At 51.3% G+C, this 15,821-nt stretch carries 16 protein-coding genes and 1 other annotated feature; all 16 genes read left to right on the forward strand.

Going from position 1 to position 15,821, the window contains the following annotated elements; translation table 11 throughout:
- The coding region (locus POTG_RS19810) for a Mini-ribonuclease 3 (protein ID WP_083791532.1) at window positions 1–393 on the forward strand (393 nt) is incomplete at its 5' end.
- Window positions 394–424: 31 nt separating this feature from the next.
- The gene (gene rlmB, locus POTG_RS19815) at window positions 425–1,177 is read left to right on the forward strand and encodes a 23S rRNA (guanosine(2251)-2'-O)-methyltransferase RlmB (RefSeq protein ID WP_009226619.1); all 753 of its coding nucleotides are present in this window, start codon (window positions 425–427) and stop codon (window positions 1,175–1,177) included.
- Window positions 1,178–1,181: 4 nt separating this feature from the next.
- Window positions 1,182–1,703, forward strand: coding sequence for an NYN domain-containing protein (locus POTG_RS19820; protein ID WP_009226620.1), 522 nt, complete (start codon window positions 1,182–1,184; stop codon window positions 1,701–1,703).
- 158 nt (window positions 1,704–1,861) lie between these two features.
- Complete coding sequence (sigH, locus tag POTG_RS19825; protein WP_009226621.1) at window positions 1,862–2,515, forward strand: RNA polymerase sporulation sigma factor SigH; 654 nt, start codon at window positions 1,862–1,864, stop codon at window positions 2,513–2,515.
- A gap of 404 nt (window positions 2,516–2,919) precedes the next feature.
- Window positions 2,920–3,069, forward strand: a complete 150-nt coding sequence (rpmG, locus tag POTG_RS23360; RefSeq protein WP_009226622.1) for a 50S ribosomal protein L33 — start codon at window positions 2,920–2,922, stop codon at window positions 3,067–3,069.
- Window positions 3,070–3,090: 21 nt separating this feature from the next.
- Window positions 3,091–3,282, forward strand: coding sequence for a preprotein translocase subunit SecE (secE, locus tag POTG_RS19830; RefSeq protein ID WP_009226623.1), 192 nt, complete (start codon window positions 3,091–3,093; stop codon window positions 3,280–3,282).
- Window positions 3,283–3,305: 23 nt separating this feature from the next.
- On the forward strand, window positions 3,306–3,839 hold the full coding sequence (nusG, locus tag POTG_RS19835) for a transcription termination/antitermination protein NusG (protein WP_009226624.1): 534 nt from the start codon (window positions 3,306–3,308) through the stop codon (window positions 3,837–3,839).
- Window positions 3,840–3,930: 91 nt separating this feature from the next.
- A complete protein-coding gene (gene rplK, locus POTG_RS19840; RefSeq protein ID WP_036646403.1) occupies window positions 3,931–4,356 on the forward strand; it encodes a 50S ribosomal protein L11 in 426 nt (141 codons plus the stop codon).
- Window positions 4,357–4,505: 149 nt separating this feature from the next.
- Window positions 4,506–5,198: a 50S ribosomal protein L1 gene (gene rplA, locus POTG_RS19845; RefSeq protein ID WP_009226626.1), complete on the forward strand. Its 693-nt coding sequence runs from the start codon at window positions 4,506–4,508 to the stop codon at window positions 5,196–5,198.
- Between the two features lie 81 nt (window positions 5,199–5,279).
- Window positions 5,280–5,433 (forward strand) — a sequence feature (ribosomal protein L10 leader region).
- A 44-nt stretch (window positions 5,434–5,477) separates the two neighbouring features.
- Complete coding sequence (rplJ, locus tag POTG_RS19850) at window positions 5,478–5,981, forward strand: 50S ribosomal protein L10 (protein ID WP_016310706.1); 504 nt, start codon at window positions 5,478–5,480, stop codon at window positions 5,979–5,981.
- A 67-nt stretch (window positions 5,982–6,048) separates the two neighbouring features.
- Window positions 6,049–6,417 (forward strand): 50S ribosomal protein L7/L12, encoded by a 369-nt coding sequence (rplL, locus tag POTG_RS19855; protein WP_009226628.1) that lies wholly within the window; start codon window positions 6,049–6,051, stop codon window positions 6,415–6,417.
- 145 nt (window positions 6,418–6,562) lie between these two features.
- Window positions 6,563–7,168 carry a class I SAM-dependent methyltransferase gene (locus POTG_RS19860; RefSeq protein ID WP_009226629.1) on the forward strand — a complete coding sequence of 202 codons (606 nt, stop codon included), beginning with the start codon at window positions 6,563–6,565 and terminating at the stop codon, window positions 7,166–7,168.
- 325 nt (window positions 7,169–7,493) lie between these two features.
- Window positions 7,494–11,039, forward strand: coding sequence for a DNA-directed RNA polymerase subunit beta (gene rpoB, locus POTG_RS19865; protein ID WP_036646406.1), 3,546 nt, complete (start codon window positions 7,494–7,496; stop codon window positions 11,037–11,039).
- A gap of 45 nt (window positions 11,040–11,084) precedes the next feature.
- A complete protein-coding gene (rpoC, locus tag POTG_RS19870; protein WP_036646409.1) occupies window positions 11,085–14,699 on the forward strand; it encodes a DNA-directed RNA polymerase subunit beta' in 3,615 nt (1,204 codons plus the stop codon).
- A 176-nt stretch (window positions 14,700–14,875) separates the two neighbouring features.
- Window positions 14,876–15,127, forward strand: a complete 252-nt coding sequence (locus POTG_RS19875; protein WP_028539488.1) for a ribosomal L7Ae/L30e/S12e/Gadd45 family protein — start codon at window positions 14,876–14,878, stop codon at window positions 15,125–15,127.
- A 142-nt stretch (window positions 15,128–15,269) separates the two neighbouring features.
- The gene (rpsL, locus tag POTG_RS19880; protein ID WP_009226633.1) at window positions 15,270–15,689 is read left to right on the forward strand and encodes a 30S ribosomal protein S12; all 420 of its coding nucleotides are present in this window, start codon (window positions 15,270–15,272) and stop codon (window positions 15,687–15,689) included.
- Window positions 15,690–15,821 lie beyond the last annotated feature (132 nt).

Genomic DNA, 15,821 nt, shown 5'->3' on the forward strand with positions numbered 1-15,821 from the left:
AAGCCGGCTCGGCTGCTGCCGCCGCTCGCCCTCGCCTACATCGGCGACGCCGTCTACGAGGTCGCCGTCCGCCAGCACGTGATGGCCCGCCCGAACTTGCGACCCCATCACCTGCATGGCCAATCGACGAAGTACGTCTCGGCCAAGGCCCAGGCGCGGCTGCTGGAGCGAATCGAGCCGCTGCTCACAGAAGAAGAGAAAGACGTTGTCCGCCAAGGGCGCAACGCCAAATCCGGCACGGTGCCGAAGAACGCCAACGTGCAGGATTACCGCCTTGCCACCGCTTTTGAGAGCTTGGTCGGTTATCTGTATTACACCGGAGCGCATGACCGCCTCCGCGAGTTGATCGCCCACGGGTTTGCCGATTTGGAGGACAATCGGGACCGTGACTAACAACGCGTTACCATTGCATAGGAGGATTCCGATGGAGGAACAAGAATGGATTGGCGGCAAGCATTCGCTGCTTGAAGCGCTGCATGCCGGCCGCACAATCAATAAAATATGGGTAGCCGAAGGCGCCCAGAAGCATCTCACCCAGCCGATCGTGGCTGAAGCGAAAAAACACGGCATTGTCGTGCAATTTGTGGACAAGCGCAAGCTGGACCAAATGGCGCCGGGCTTGCAGCATCAGGGCGTGGTCGCTCAAGTTGCCCCTTACGCCTACGCGGAAGTGGACGATTTGCTAGCCCGTGCGCAGGAACGCGGGGAACCGCCTTTCTTGCTGATTCTGGACGAGATCGAAGACCCGCATAATCTGGGCTCGATTCTCCGGACGGCAGAGTGTACCGGGGTGCATGGAGTGATCATTCCTAAACGCCGCTCGGCGGCGGTGACTGCCACCGTATCGAAAACCTCGGCAGGAGCGGTGGAGTACGTTCCCGTGGCACGAGTAACGAATTTGGTTCAGACCATGGAGCAATTGAAGGAAGCAGGCGTATGGATCGTTGGTACAGACGTAGGCGCAAAAGAAGAGATGTACCGCAGCGGCAACGTGCTGACTGGGCCGGTGGCGATCGTCATCGGCAATGAGAACAAAGGTATGGGACGCCTCGTTCGGGAAACGTGCGACGTCCTGGTCAAGCTCCCGATGAACGGACGGCTCAATTCCCTGAACGCCTCGGTTGCCGCCGGGGTCATTATGTACGAAGTGCTGCGCAGACGACGCGCTGAAGGATAAAGGCATGCGCGATGTGCGCGATGTGCTATTGGTTGACGGATACAATATGATCGGCGGCTGGCCCGAGCTGGCGGAACTGTCCAAGCAGGATCTGCAAGCCGCAAGGGACAGGCTGCTTGAGCGGCTCGCCGATTATCAAGCTTTTTCCGGGAGAAAGGTGATCGTCGTCTTTGATGCTTATCGGGTTCCGGGGCTGGGAAAGTCCTATACCCAAAACAAGGTGGAGCTGGTATTCACCAAGGAGAAGGAAACGGCGGACGAATGCATTGAACGTCTGGTCGGCGAGCTGAGCCACCGTCGCCGGCAAATCTATGTTGCCACGAGCGATATGGTGGAGCAGCATGTGATTTTTGGACAGGGCGCACTGCGGATTTCGGCCAGGGAACTCTTGATCCAGGTGGAGCAAAGCGAGAAGGAAATCCAGGCCAAAATCGCTGAGCGCAGCGCCAATTCCAGCCGCAATACGCTGGATGCCAAGCTAAGTCCGGAGCTGAGACAGTTGTTTGAACGATGGCGTAGGGAATGAAAGGGCATTCTCGAGTTCTACTACCATATACCCTTGACAAAGTTCGACTTTACATCTTTTGGTACTTTTGCGGTTGACGCTAGTATGCACCTTCATATATACTGTTCGTATTACTTGAATGAGTGACGGGGAACCGTGCGTTGCGGCCGGAGGGATTTGTGGTGAGTGTCAAACTCGATACATGGGTAAGGTTTGACTATGAGATCCAAAGTGACGAAGACATTGTCGAGGCGGTTCGGGAAGGCGACAGTGAAGCGTTGGAATACTTGATCAACAAGTATCGGAGCTTCGTGCGTGCTAAGGCTAGGTCTTATTTTCTCATCGGTGCCGACCGCGAAGATATCATACAGGAAGGCATGATCGGACTCTACAAATCGATCCGGGACTTTCGGGGGGATAAGCTTGCTTCGTTCAAAGCGTTCGCGGAGCTGTGCATTACGCGCCAGATCATTACCGCGATCAAGACGGCAACGAGGCAGAAGCATATTCCGCTGAATTCGTACGTTTCCTTGGACAAGCCGATCTACGATGAGGAATCGGACCGAACGTTGCTCGACGTCATTTGCGGCTCTCAGGTGAGCGATCCGGAAGAATTGATCATCAATCAGGAAGAGTTTACCGGCCTGGAGGACAAGATGTCCGAGATCCTCAGCGATTTGGAGCGCAAAGTGCTGATGCTCTATTTGGACGGAAGGTCCTATCAGGAGATCGCGGTGGATTTGAATCGCCACGTCAAATCGATCGACAACGCCCTGCAGCGCGTCAAGCGCAAGCTGGAGCGTTATCTGGAAGTTCGCGACGGCGGTATCTGAACTTATTCTTTTCATCGTAACGCTACATACCATTCAATAAGCAGACCCAAGGGTGACCTGGTTGCAGGGAACCCTTTTTTTACCACGACGACACGGTTCTTTACTTCCCCCACCAGAGGCGAAGCCGCACGGATTCGCTTGATACATCTGCTTTTTCTCCTTCACTTTGCTGAAGGGTTGTCCCCATCGATTTCTCTCCCCAGGGTTTATCTTCCAAAATCGTGAGCTATACTGTAAATAATCGTAGAGCATTAGCAGGATGCCTCGTTGACACGGGTTGTGCCATATGATAAAGTGTTTTAGGTAGGCCTAATTTTGTGTTTCCCTTTTTTAGGTGGCGAACATTCGATTTTAGGTCAATATAGAGACAGCTCATTAAAGAATGTCTTCGGGAGGTGCACATCATGCGGGTAATAATTACGTTGGCTTGTACGAATTGCAAACAAAGAAACTACACGACAACGAAAAACAAGCGTAACCACCCCGACCGCATGGAGATGAAGAAGTATTGCAAGTTCTGCAACGAGCAAGTTCCTCATCGCGAAACCAGATAGTCCTTGGAGGTGTAGTCGCGCATGAAACGTAGTTTCAAGTCGTTGTTTTCTTTTTTCTCTGAGAGCTGGGCTGAGCTTAAAAAGGTTCGCTGGCCTAATCGTAAAGAGCTGACTAATTATACGCTGATTGTGCTCGGTACAATTACCGTTGTCGCGATTTATTTTTGGGTTCTGGACATCGGCATTTCTGCTGTGATCGAAGCGATAATTTAAGAAGGGTCCCTAGGTGGCTTGATATGGAAAAAAGATGGTACGTCGTTCATACCTACTCTGGGTATGAGAACAAAGTCAAAGCCAATTTGGAAAAACGCGTCGAGTCCATGGGCATGGAAGACAAGATATTCCGCGTTCTTGTTCCGATGGAAGAAGAAGTGGTGAACAAAGACGGTAAGAAGAAGACTGTCATGCGTAAAGTTTACCCCGGTTACGTCTTGGTGGAAATGATCCAAACCGACGATTCTTGGTATGTTGTTCGCAACACGCCGGGAGTCACCGGGTTCGTCGGCTCTACGGGTTCCGGTTCCAAGCCAACGCCGTTGCTCCCTGAAGAAGTGGATCAGATTCTGGCGCATATGGGCATGGAGGAACCAAAGCCGGTCATCGAATTTGAGCTCAAGGAAAATGTGCGCATCAAAGTTGGTCCATTTGCCAATTTTGTAGGCTCAATTGAGGAAATTCTGACCGACAAGAGCAAGGTTAAGGTTCACGTCAACATGTTTGGACGAGAAACCCCGCTTGAGCTGGATTACTCTCAGGTGGAGAAGATATAATTTTGCAGCTTCTAAAGGTTTCTTAGGGTTTCAAAGTGGGAGGGGCCGCAAGGCTTCCGTTTACCACTATTAGGGCAAGGAGGTGTTTTACATGGCGAAAAAAGTTATCAAAGTGGTAAAACTGCAAATTCCTGCGGGGAAAGCGAACCCTGCACCTCCGGTAGGTCCGGCGCTGGGTCAAGCAGGTGTCAACATCATGGCATTCTGTAAGGAATTCAACGCACGTACTGCCGATCAAGCAGGTTTGATCATTCCGGTTGAAATTTCGGTGTTTGAAGACCGCTCTTTTACATTCATCACCAAAACTCCACCGGCGGCCGTTCTGCTTCGTGTTGCAGCGAAGATCGAGAAAGGTTCTGGCGAACCGAACAAGAAGAAAGTGGCTACCGTGAAACGCGACACCGTTCGTCAAATCGCGGAGCAAAAAATGCCTGATCTTAACGCAGCATCCGTTGAAGCGGCTATGCGTATGGTTGAAGGTACTGCCCGCAGCATGGGCATCGCGATCCAAGACTAATCTTGGTCGAATGGATGAAATTTCTTAATCTGAATTCACGTGATTAAATTTCATCCTCGGATGGAGTTTTATAGATGAGCGAAGCTTGTTTATATGACCCATCAACAGTGGGAGGAATTTCCGCTAATACCACATAGGAGGACGAATTCATGGCTAAACACGGTAAGAAATACCTGGAAGCCGCTAAGCTGATTGACAGCGAAGCGACGTATGAGCCTTTGGAAGCCGTTGAACTGGTGAAGAAGGCAGCGACTGCAAAATTCGACGAAACCGTTGAAGCTGCAGTTCGTTTGGGCGTAGACCCTCGTAAACAAGACCAAGCCGTTCGTGGTGTCGTTGTTCTGCCGCATGGCACGGGCAAAACCCAACGCGTATTGGTATTCGCCAAAGGCGACAAAGCGAAGGAAGCAGAAGCAGCCGGAGCAGATTTCGTCGGCGATCAAGACATGATCAACAAAATCCAACAAGGCTGGTTCGAGTTCGATGTCTGCGTAGCTACACCGGACATGATGAGCGAAGTTGGTAAACTCGGCCGTCTGCTCGGTGGTAAAGGCCTTATGCCTAACCCGAAAGCAGGCACAGTTACATTTGACGTAGCGAAAGCCGTTCAAGAAATCAAAGCCGGTAAAATCGAGTACCGTCTGGACAAAGCGGGTCAAATTCATGCGCCAATCGGTAAAGTATCCTTTACTGCCGAACAATTGAATGAGAACCTCAAGGCTCTCATCGACGCATTGAACCGGGCTAAACCGGCCGCTGCGAAGGGCGTTTACTTGAAGAATATCGCGATTTCTTCGACCATGGGCCCAAGCGCTCGCGTAAATACAGCTGCTTACAGATAATACCTTTCGTTCTTGACGGAACGGGGATTGACACCACGGTGTCGCCTTGGTATACTGAAACAGTTGTTTTGAAGTGAGACTTAAATATGAATATGCTTACCGTAGACAGTAGGTGCCGTGAGGCTTAATTTCCTACCGAGGTGTTGTGATAGAACGTCGCTGTACACAGCTGGGCTGTGTGCGGATGATCCATCAAAGCCTTCGTGATTCTGCGGAGGCTTTTTTCAATGCCTTGCGGAAGTAGCAAGAGGCTCATGAATCTAATAGGAGGTGTGCAGTTTGGCAAACGCAAAAGTCATTCAAGCAAAACAAGAAGCCGTTGAAGCTGTAACGTCCAAATTGCGCGAAAGCGCAACGACCGTCGTTGCGGATTATCGCGGATTGAATGTTGCTCAAGTTACCGAACTCCGCAAACAGCTTCGTGAAGCTGGCGTGGAATTCCAAGTGCTGAAGAACACGCTCATTCGCCGCGCTACGGCTGCTGCGGAATTGACCGAGCTGGACGAAGTGTTGACCGGTCCTACGGCCATCGCGTTCAGTAAGGAAGATGCAGTAGCTCCAGCGAAAATCTTGAGCGAATTCGCCAAGAAGAACGATGCTCTGAAAGTGAAAGGTGGCGTGGTTGAAGGCCGTGTAGTTGGCGTCGACCAAATCAAAGCGCTCGCGGATCTTCCTTCCCGCGAAGGTCTGCTTTCGATGCTCCTCAGCGTACTTCAAGCACCTGTTCGCAACTTCGCACTGGCTGTCAAAGCCGTTGCCGAGAAAGAAGAAGCAAGCGCGTAAGTTAGCCTTGCGGATGCAAGTTATCTGATTCGCAACAAACAAACTATTATATAATGGAGGTTCTACCATGAGTAAAGAAGCAATCTTGGAAGCAATCAAAGGTATGACCGTTCTTGAACTGAACGATCTCGTTAAAGCAATCGAAGAAGAATTCGGCGTAACTGCAGCAGCTCCGGTTGTTGTAGCTGGCGGCGGTGCAGCTGGCGGCGGCGCAGCTGAAGAACAATCCGAATTCGACGTAATCCTGACTAACGCTGGTGCTTCCAAAATCAACGTTATCAAAGTGGTTCGCGAAATCACTGGCCTCGGCTTGAAAGAAGCCAAAGACCTGGTTGACAACGCTCCAAAACCGCTGAAAGAAAAAGTAGGCAAAGAAGAAGCAGACAGCATCAAAGCAAAACTGGAAGAAGCAGGCGCAACTGTAGAACTGAAGTAGTAGCTTGTTTCTCGATCACAAACCCCTTGAATTTGATTCAAGGGGTTTGTTGCCTTTCTCCCCTTACATGAATATGTGGAAATGGATATAATAGGGGACGAGTACAGATAGATGACTAGATGCTAATGGAGGGAAACAAGAAAACATGGCGGATCACTACTACGCAAGCCAACCGACTGCGGCGCATGATCGGAAAACCTGGGATACAGTGTTGCGGGGGCAAAGCTACCGCTTCGTCAGCGATGCCGGCGTTTTTGCTAAGGGAGGCGTTGACTTCGGCAGTCGTACCTTAATTGAAGCCATGGATATTCCAGAGGATGCGGAGGTACTGGATGTAGGCTGCGGATATGGACCGATCGGACTGGCAGCGGCGAGGCTGGCGACCAAGGGTCATGTGACGATGATCGATGTGAACTCCCGAGCTGTTGAATTAGCGAAAGAGAATGCTGCTGCGAACGGTGTGAACAACGTCACCGTGTTGGAAAGCGATTTGTTCTCGGCGATAGAGAATCGGAAGTTCGACGTGGTGTTGACCAATCCGCCGATTCGGGCTGGTAAAGCTACGGTGCATGCCATTTTTGAAGGTGCCTATGAACGGTTGCGTTCTGGAGGATCGTTATGGGTGGTTATTCAGAAGAAACAAGGGGCGCCGTCGGCGAAGGAGAAGTTGGAGTCGCTGTTTTCCCGAGTGGTGGAAGTGACCAAGGACAAGGGGTACCGCATTTATCGGGCGGTTAAAGACGAAGGTTGACTTGACAAATCCGATATGTTATTATTATAAAATGTCAGCATTAGGATGCCCTCTGTGGCTTTAGTTTGCTGAAATGTCAATAGTTTTACGGGAACAATGCATAAAAATGTGTCGTTCTACGTATAATATGCACATTTTGGATAAACTAATGATTATGAGGACATCAGAGCAGAAACAGACACGGATAAATGATGCTCTTTTTTCGAAAGCATTCGATAAGGGCTTTTCTTTATTTGTGGATGAATCCGTATGGGTCTATTATAAGGGCACAAACACGGGTTCGCAATGTATTTTTAAGTGAGTAGACATGAGGGGTGAGTTTAAGTTGGCAGGACATCTTGTTCAATATGGTCGACGCACTCGGCGTAGTTATGCGCGAATTAACGAGATACTCGAAGTACCGAACCTGATCGAAATCCAACAGAAATCCTATGAGTGGTTCTTGGAAGAAGGTCTTCGGGAAATGTTCCAAGATATCTCGCCAATTCAGGATTTCACCGGAAATCTGGTGTTGGAGTTTATCGATTACAGCCTGGGCGAACCGAAGTATACGGTGGATGACGCGAAAGAACGCGACGTTACCTATGCGGCGCCGCTTCGGGTAAAAGTCCGGCTCATTAATAAGGAAACCGGCGAAGTCAAAGAGCAGGAAGTGTTCATGGGAGATTTCCCGCTGATGACCGAAACCGGTACGTTTATTATTAACGGTGCGGAACGGGTTATTGTCAGCCAGTTGGTTCGCTCTCCTAGCGTCTATTTCAGTACGAAAGTGGATAAGAACGGTAAGAAAATGTACACCGCAACCGTTATCCCTAACCGCGGCGCTTGGCTCGAGTTGGAGACGGATGCGAAAGATATTATCTACGTGCGGATCGACCGCACCCGCAAAATTCCGGTAACCGTGTTGCTGCGTGCGCTTGGCTTCGGAACCGATGCGGAAATTTTGGATTTGCTCGGCAACGACGAGTATATCCGCAATACGCTGGATAAAGACAATACGGATTCGACAGAGAAAGCCTTGATCGAGATCTATGAACGTTTGCGTCCGGGTGAACCGCCGACGCTTGAGAATGCGAAGAGCTTGCTGGTAGCGCGCTTCTTCGATCCAAAACGTTACGATCTGGCGAATGTCGGTCGTTATAAAATCAATAAAAAGCTGCACATCAAGAATCGCTTATTCAACCAACGTCTTGCTGAGACGCTGATTGATACGACGACGGGTGAAATTATCGCCGAAGCCGGTCAAATGGTTGACCGCCGCTTGCTGGATGAAATTTTACCGTACCTTGAGAACGGCGTTGGCTTCAAGAACTACCATGTTGCCGGCGGCGTCCTTGACGTAGATGATGTGCCGCTGCAAACTATCGACGTATTCTCCCCGATTGAAGACGGTAAAGTGGTTAAGGTAATCGCGAACCGCAATATCGATAAATCGGTGAAGCATATTACACCTGCTGATATTATTTCTTCGATCAGCTATTTTATCAATCTGCTGCACGGCATCGGCAGCACGGACGATATCGATCATCTGGGTAACCGTCGTCTGCGCTCCGTTGGTGAGCTTCTGCAGAACCAATTCCGCATCGGCTTGTCCCGGATGGAACGTGTCGTGCGCGAAAGAATGTCGATTCAGGATGCGAACGTGATTACGCCGCAGGCGCTCATAAATATCCGTCCTGTCATCGCATCGATCAAAGAGTTCTTCGGCAGCTCGCAGCTGTCTCAGTTTATGGACCAAACGAACCCGCTCGCTGAACTGACGCACAAACGCCGTTTGTCTGCGCTCGGTCCAGGCGGTTTGACTCGGGAACGTGCCGGCATGGAAGTGCGTGACGTTCACCCGTCCCACTATGGCCGGATGTGTCCGATCGAAACGCCGGAAGGTCCGAACATCGGTTTGATCAACTCCCTGTCTACTTATGCGCGAATCAATGAGTATGGCTTCATCGAAGCGCCGTATCGATGGGTTGATCCGAAGACGGGAACCGTTACGGATCAAGTGACCTACCTGACGGCCGACGAAGAAGACAACTATGTCATTGCGCAAGCGAACGCGAAGCTGACGCCAGACAACAAGTTCGAAGACGAATTCGTCATCGTTCGTTACAACAAGCAATCGGATAACATCTTGACGATGCCAAGCAGCCGCGTAGACTACATGGATATTTCGCCGAAACAGGTTGTATCCGTCGCTACAGCGCTGATTCCATTCTTGGAGAACGACGACTCTAACCGTGCGCTCATGGGTTCGAACATGCAGCGTCAAGCGGTGCCGTTGCTTGTTCCTAAAGCTCCGCTTGTTGGTACGGGGATGGAACACAAGGCTGCGAAAGACTCCGGCGTCTGCATCGTGTCGAAATATGACGGGATCATCGAACGGTCGGAAGCGAACCAAATTTGGCTTCGCCGTATCGAAGTCGTAGACGGGAAAGAAGTCAAAGGCGACCTTGTGAAATATAAGTTGCACAAATTTATGCGTTCTAACCAAGGAACCTGTATTAACCAACGTCCGATCGTCAAACGGGGCGACATTGTTAAGAAGGGTGACATCCTGGCGGACGGTCCATCGACGGAACTGGGCGAATTGGCACTGGGCCGCAACGTGGTCGTTGCCTTTATGACTTGGGAAGGTTACAACTACGAGGATGCGATCCTGCTGAGCGAGAAGCTGGTGAAGGAAGACGTATATACTTCGATCCATATCGAGGAATACGAATCCGAAGCCCGCGACACGAAGCTGGGACCGGAAGAAATTACTCGCGACATCCCGAACGTCGGCGAAGAAGCGCTGCGTAATCTGGATGAACGCGGTATTATCCGCGTTGGTGCGGAAATTGCTGCCGGCGACATCCTGGTTGGTAAAGTAACGCCTAAGGGCGTAACGGAACTGACGGCTGAAGAGCGCTTGCTGCACGCCATCTTTGGTGAGAAAGCTCGCGAAGTTCGTGATACTTCCCTGCGTGTACCTCACGGTACCGACGGGATTGTTGTTGACGTGAAGGTGTTTACCCGCGAGAACGGCGACGAATTGCCGCCAGGCGTTAATCAGCTCGTTCGGGTGTACATTGCGCAGAAACGGAAAATCTCCGAAGGCGACAAGATGGCCGGACGCCATGGTAACAAAGGGGTCGTGGCTCGGATTTTGCCGGAAGAAGATATGCCATTTATGCCAGACGGAACGCCGGTACAGGTTGTCCTGAATCCGCTGGGCGTACCTTCGCGGATGAACATCGGGCAGGTGCTGGAGATTCACTTGGGTATGGCCGCCCTGCAGATGGGGATTCACGTGGCAACGCCAGTATTCGACGGCGCCAATGAAGAAGACGTATTCGATACGATGGAAGAAGCCGGCATGCAGCGGAACGGTAAAACGATCCTGTACGATGGCCGCACAGGTGAACCGTTTGAACGTGAAGTTACCGTTGGTGTCATGCACATGATCAAGCTGGCGCACATGGTTGACGATAAGATCCATGCTCGCTCGACGGGTCCTTACTCGCTCGTTACGCAGCAACCGCTGGGTGGTAAAGCTCAGTTCGGTGGTCAGCGTTTCGGGGAGATGGAAGTATGGGCGCTGGAAGCTTATGGTGCTGCTTATACGCTGCAAGAGATTCTTACCGTCAAATCGGATGACGTGGTGGGTCGGGTGAAAACCTACGAATCCATCGTTAAAGGGGAAAACGTGCCTGAACCGGGCGTGCCTGAATCGTTTAAGGTCTTGATCAAAGAGCTGCAAAGCTTGGGTATGGACGTCAAGATCTTGACCGAAAACGAAGAAGAGATCGAGATGAAAGAAATCGACGACGAGGACGATGCGTCGGGCGACAAGCTCAGTCTCAATCTGGAAGGCGCAGAAGTCGGCGTAGAATAGAGCGTTATACAGTCAAATCAGGACTTGGTTAAGGAGGGATGCTCCTTGTTGGACGTCAACAACTTCGAGTTTATGAAAATTGGGCTTGCTTCCCCAGATAAAATTCGTTCTTGGTCCCGCGGAGAAGTAAAGAAACCGGAAACGATCAACTACCGCACGTTGAAGCCAGAGAAGGAAGGGCTGTTCTGCGAAAAGATTTTTGGTCCGACCAAAGACTGGGAATGTCATTGCGGTAAATATAAACGCGTTCGCTACAAAGGCGTTGTCTGCGATCGCTGCGGCGTTGAGGTCACTCGCGCGAAAGTACGCCGCGAACGGATGGGGCATATCGAGTTGGCTGCTCCGGTATCCCACATTTGGTATTTCAAAGGGATTCCGAGCCGGATGGGTCTTGCGCTCGACATGTCGCCGCGTTCCCTGGAAGAGATTATTTATTTTGCATCTTATGTCGTAACCGATCCAGGCGAAACGCCGCTGGAGAAAAAGCAGCTTTTGTCCGAGAAAGAATATCGCAGCTACCGTGAGAAATACGGATACGGATTCCAAGCCGGTATGGGTGCGGAAGCCGTGAAGAAGCTGCTTCAGGATCTCGATATCGACAAAGAGCTGGAATTCCTGAAAGAAGAATTGCGCACGGCTCAAGGTCAACGCCGCAACCGTGCAATCAAACGTTTGGAAGTCATCGAAGCGTTCAAAAGCTCCGGCAACCAGCCGGAGTGGATGATCCTCGACGTGCTTCCGGTTATTCCGCCGGAATTGCGTCCGATGGTTCAACTCGATGGCGGCCGTTTCGCGACGTCCGACTTGAACGATCTGTACCGCCGCGTCATCAACCGGAACAACCGGTTGAAACGTCTGCTTGACCTTGGCGCGCCGGACATCATCGTACAGAACGAGAAACGGATGCTTCAGGAAGCCGTTGACGCCTTGATCGACAACGGTCGCCGCGGTCGTCCCGTAACAGGTCCGGGTAACCGTCCGCTGAAATCTTTGAGCCACATGCTCAAAGGGAAACAAGGTCGTTTCCGGCAGAACCTGCTCGGTAAACGGGTTGACTACTCCGGTCGTTCCGTTATCGTCGTAGGTCCATATTTGAAAATGTACCAATGCGGTTTGCCAAAAGAAATGGCGCTGGAACTGTTCAAGCCTTTCGTTATGAAAGAACTGGTTAACAAAGGTCTGGCCCATAACATTAAGAGTGCAAAACGCAAAGTAGAACGTGTAAGCCCAGAAGTTTGGGATGTTCTTGAGGAAGTTATTAAAGAGCATCCGGTTCTGTTGAACCGTGCTCCTACGCTTCACCGTCTCGGGATTCAGGCGTTCGAACCGATCCTGGTGGAAGGTCGCGCTATCCGTCTGCATCCACTCGTATGTACGGCGTACAACGCTGACTTCGACGGTGACCAGATGGCCGTGCACGTACCGTTGTCCGCGGAAGCTCAGGCGGAAGCCCGCATCCTGATGCTGGCGTCCGGTAACATCCTGAACCCGAAAGACGGTAAACCGGTCGTTACGCCTTCACAGGATATGGTCCTCGGCTCCTACTATCTGACCATGGATAACAAGGAAGCCAAAGGTACCGGTATGATCCTGTCTTCGGTTAATGAAGCCGTATCGGCTTATCAACGCGGCACCGCTTCGTTGCATGCACGGGTAGCCATTCCGGCGAAAGCGCTGGGCAAAACCAGCTTTACGGAAGCACAGCAAAACGCTTTGCTGATTACGACCGTTGGTAAAATTATTTTCAACGAGATTTTCCCGGCCAGCTTCCCATATATTAATGAACCAACACGTGCGAACCTGTTCCAAGGCACTCCGGATCATTACTTTATTTATGAGAAGGGCGCCAATGTTGTGGAACGGATCATGGCTGCACCGCAACCAGGCGGTGTGGGCAAAGAATACCTCGGCGAAATCATCGGCCGCTGCTTCGAAATCTACCAAACGACGGAAACCTCCGTTATTCTGGACAGAATCAAGCAAACCGGCTTTACTTACTCCACGCGTGCCGGCGTAAGTATTGCGGTGGCGGACGTTATTGTTCCGAAGGAAAAGCAAGAAATCCTTCGGGAATCCGAGGAGAAGGTACGGGTTGTTACCAACCAATACCGCCGCGGTCTGATCACCAACGAAGAGCGTTACGACCGCGTTATCGATATCTGGTCCAAGTGTAAGGATCAAATTACCGACATCCTGATGAAGTCGATGGATCGCTACAATTCCATCATGATGATGGTCGACTCTAAAGCGCGGGGTAACAAATCGCAGATCACCCAGCTGGGCGGTATGCGCGGCCTGATGGCGAACCCGGCGGGCCGGATCATCGAATTGCCGATCAAATCGAACTTCCGCGAAGGCCTCACGGTCTTGGAATACTTTATTTCGACGCACGGTGCCCGGAAAGGTCTGGCGGATACCGCGTTGCGGACTGCGGACTCCGGTTACTTGACCCGTCGTCTCGTCGACGTGGCCCAAGACGTCATCGTACGCGAAGAGGATTGCGGTACGGATAAAGGCTTTACCGTTGGCGTTATCCAAGACGGTAAAGAAGTGATCGAAAATCTGTACGACCGGATTGAAGGCCGTTACTCGTTCGAAACGGTGCGCCATCCGGAAACCGGCGAGATCATCATTCACCGGAACGAGCTGATCGATTCCGACAAAGCGCATGAAATCGTCAACGCAGGAATTACGAAGCTGCAAATCCGCTCCGTGCTCAGCTGCCGCGCCCGTCATGGCGTGTGCAAGAAGTGCTACGGACGCAACCTGGCTACGGGTAAACACGTGGAGATTGGGGAAGCTGTCGGTATCATCGCAGCTCAATCGATCGGTGAACCAGGGACCCAGCTCACCATGCGTACGTTCCATACCGGGGGCGTTGCGGGTGACGATATTACCCAAGGTCTTCCGCGGATTCAGGAGCTCTTCGAAGCTCGGAATCCGAAAGGTCAAGCAACGATCAGTGAGATTGACGGCGTAATCAAAGAAATCCGCGAAGCGAAGGACCGTCGCGAAATCGAGGTTCAAGGCGAAGCGGAAACGAAAGTATACTCCGTCACTTACGGTTCTCGTCTGCGCGTTAGCGAAGGCGACGAGATCGAGGCCGGCGATGAACTGACGGATGGTTCCATCGACCCGAAAGAAATTTTGCGCATCAAAGGGATTCGCGGTGTACAGAACTATATTTTGCAGGAAGTACAACGCGTATACCGGAACCAAGGCGTAGAAATCAACGACAAGCACGTTGAGGTTATGATTCGTCAAATGCTGCGCAAGATCCGGATCGTGGATGCCGGCGATACACCGCTTCTGCCAGGATCATTCGTCGACTTGCATGAGTATGAAACGGCCAACAAAGAAGCGATTCTGTCTGGCAAAGAGCCGGCAGTGGCTAAACCGGTCCTGCTCGGGATTACGAAAGCGTCGCTGGAAACCGACTCCTTCTTGTCCGCCGCTTCCTTCCAGGAAACAACGCGGGTGCTTACCGACGCTGCGATCAAAGGCAAAGTCGACAAGCTGCTCGGCTTGAAAGAGAATGTCATCATCGGTAAGCTGATTCCGGCCGGTACCGGCATGAGTCGCTACCGCAACATTCAATTCGAAGAGCCGGAACAAGACGAAGTTACGGAAGAAAGCTTGGAGCCTGTTTCGATCGAATAACGACGAAGGTGAAGATAAGCCGGCGCGACCCTGAAGCGAGTTTGATCCGGGGCGCGCCGGACTTGTTTTTTCTATGAAAATTCCGCTGAATATTTCGCTTGACACCTACTATAGCGGAGTGATACTATATCATAGTGCGTGAGTACGGATAACCCTGTGCTTTGGAGGACGTTATGATGTCTAATGATAAAGGACTACGGGACGCACCAATTAAGGTCGGCACCAAGCAGACCATGCGAATGGTTGAACTTGGACGGGCCGAGGAAGTTTATGTTGCTGAGAATGCAGATCCACGCCTTACGTCAAGGATCGTCGCCTTATGCAACCAACATGCCGTGAAAGTCACCTTTGTAGATACGATGGCGAATCTCGGCAAGGCTTGTGGGATTGAAGTAGGAGCGGCGATGGCTGTGATCGTAAAGTCATAGTTGATCGAAAATGTTTTTGCTAATGAGGAGGACTCTTTGGCAAAAACATTTCCTTTGTTCTTTTATGAGCCGCCTGGGTCTGTGGGCTTAAACAAGTGGTTTGTAAATGGATTTGAACTCTGAGGAAGGGGGTGGCAACAACATGCCAACAATTAACCAATTAGTACGTAAAGGACGCCAAGATAAGGTGTACAAATCCAAATCGCCAGCGCTGCAAAGAGGGTTTAACGCTCTGAAACGCGAAGCTACGGATTTGAGCTCTCCGCAAAAACGCGGCGTCTGCACTCGTGTAGGTACGATGACTCCGAAGAAACCGAACTCCGCGCTTCGTAAATATGCCCGTGTTCGCTTGACGAACCGTGTAGAGGTGACGGCTTACATTCCGGGTATCGGACACAACCTGCAAGAGCACAGCGTTGTACTGATTCGCGGCGGCCGGGTCAAAGACCTTCCGGGTGTCCGTTACCATATCGTGCGCGGAGCATTGGATACGGCTGGGGTTAACAACCGGATGCAAGCTCGTTCCAAATACGGCGCGAAACGTCCAAAAGCGAAGAAATAAGATCGCTTGGAATTTTAAATGGGAGTTCAAAAATCGGGTTTTCAGCACCGAGGAGGTTGGATAAAGCTAGGGACTGAGTAGCGGAGCGTAGACAGTTCTACGTGAGCAACGGAAGGTCCGGCTGAATTCAAG

This window comes from Paenibacillus sp. oral taxon 786 str. D14, assembly GCF_000159955.1.
GTDB classification, from domain to species: Bacteria; Bacillota; Bacilli; order Paenibacillales; family Paenibacillaceae; genus Fontibacillus; species Fontibacillus phoenicis.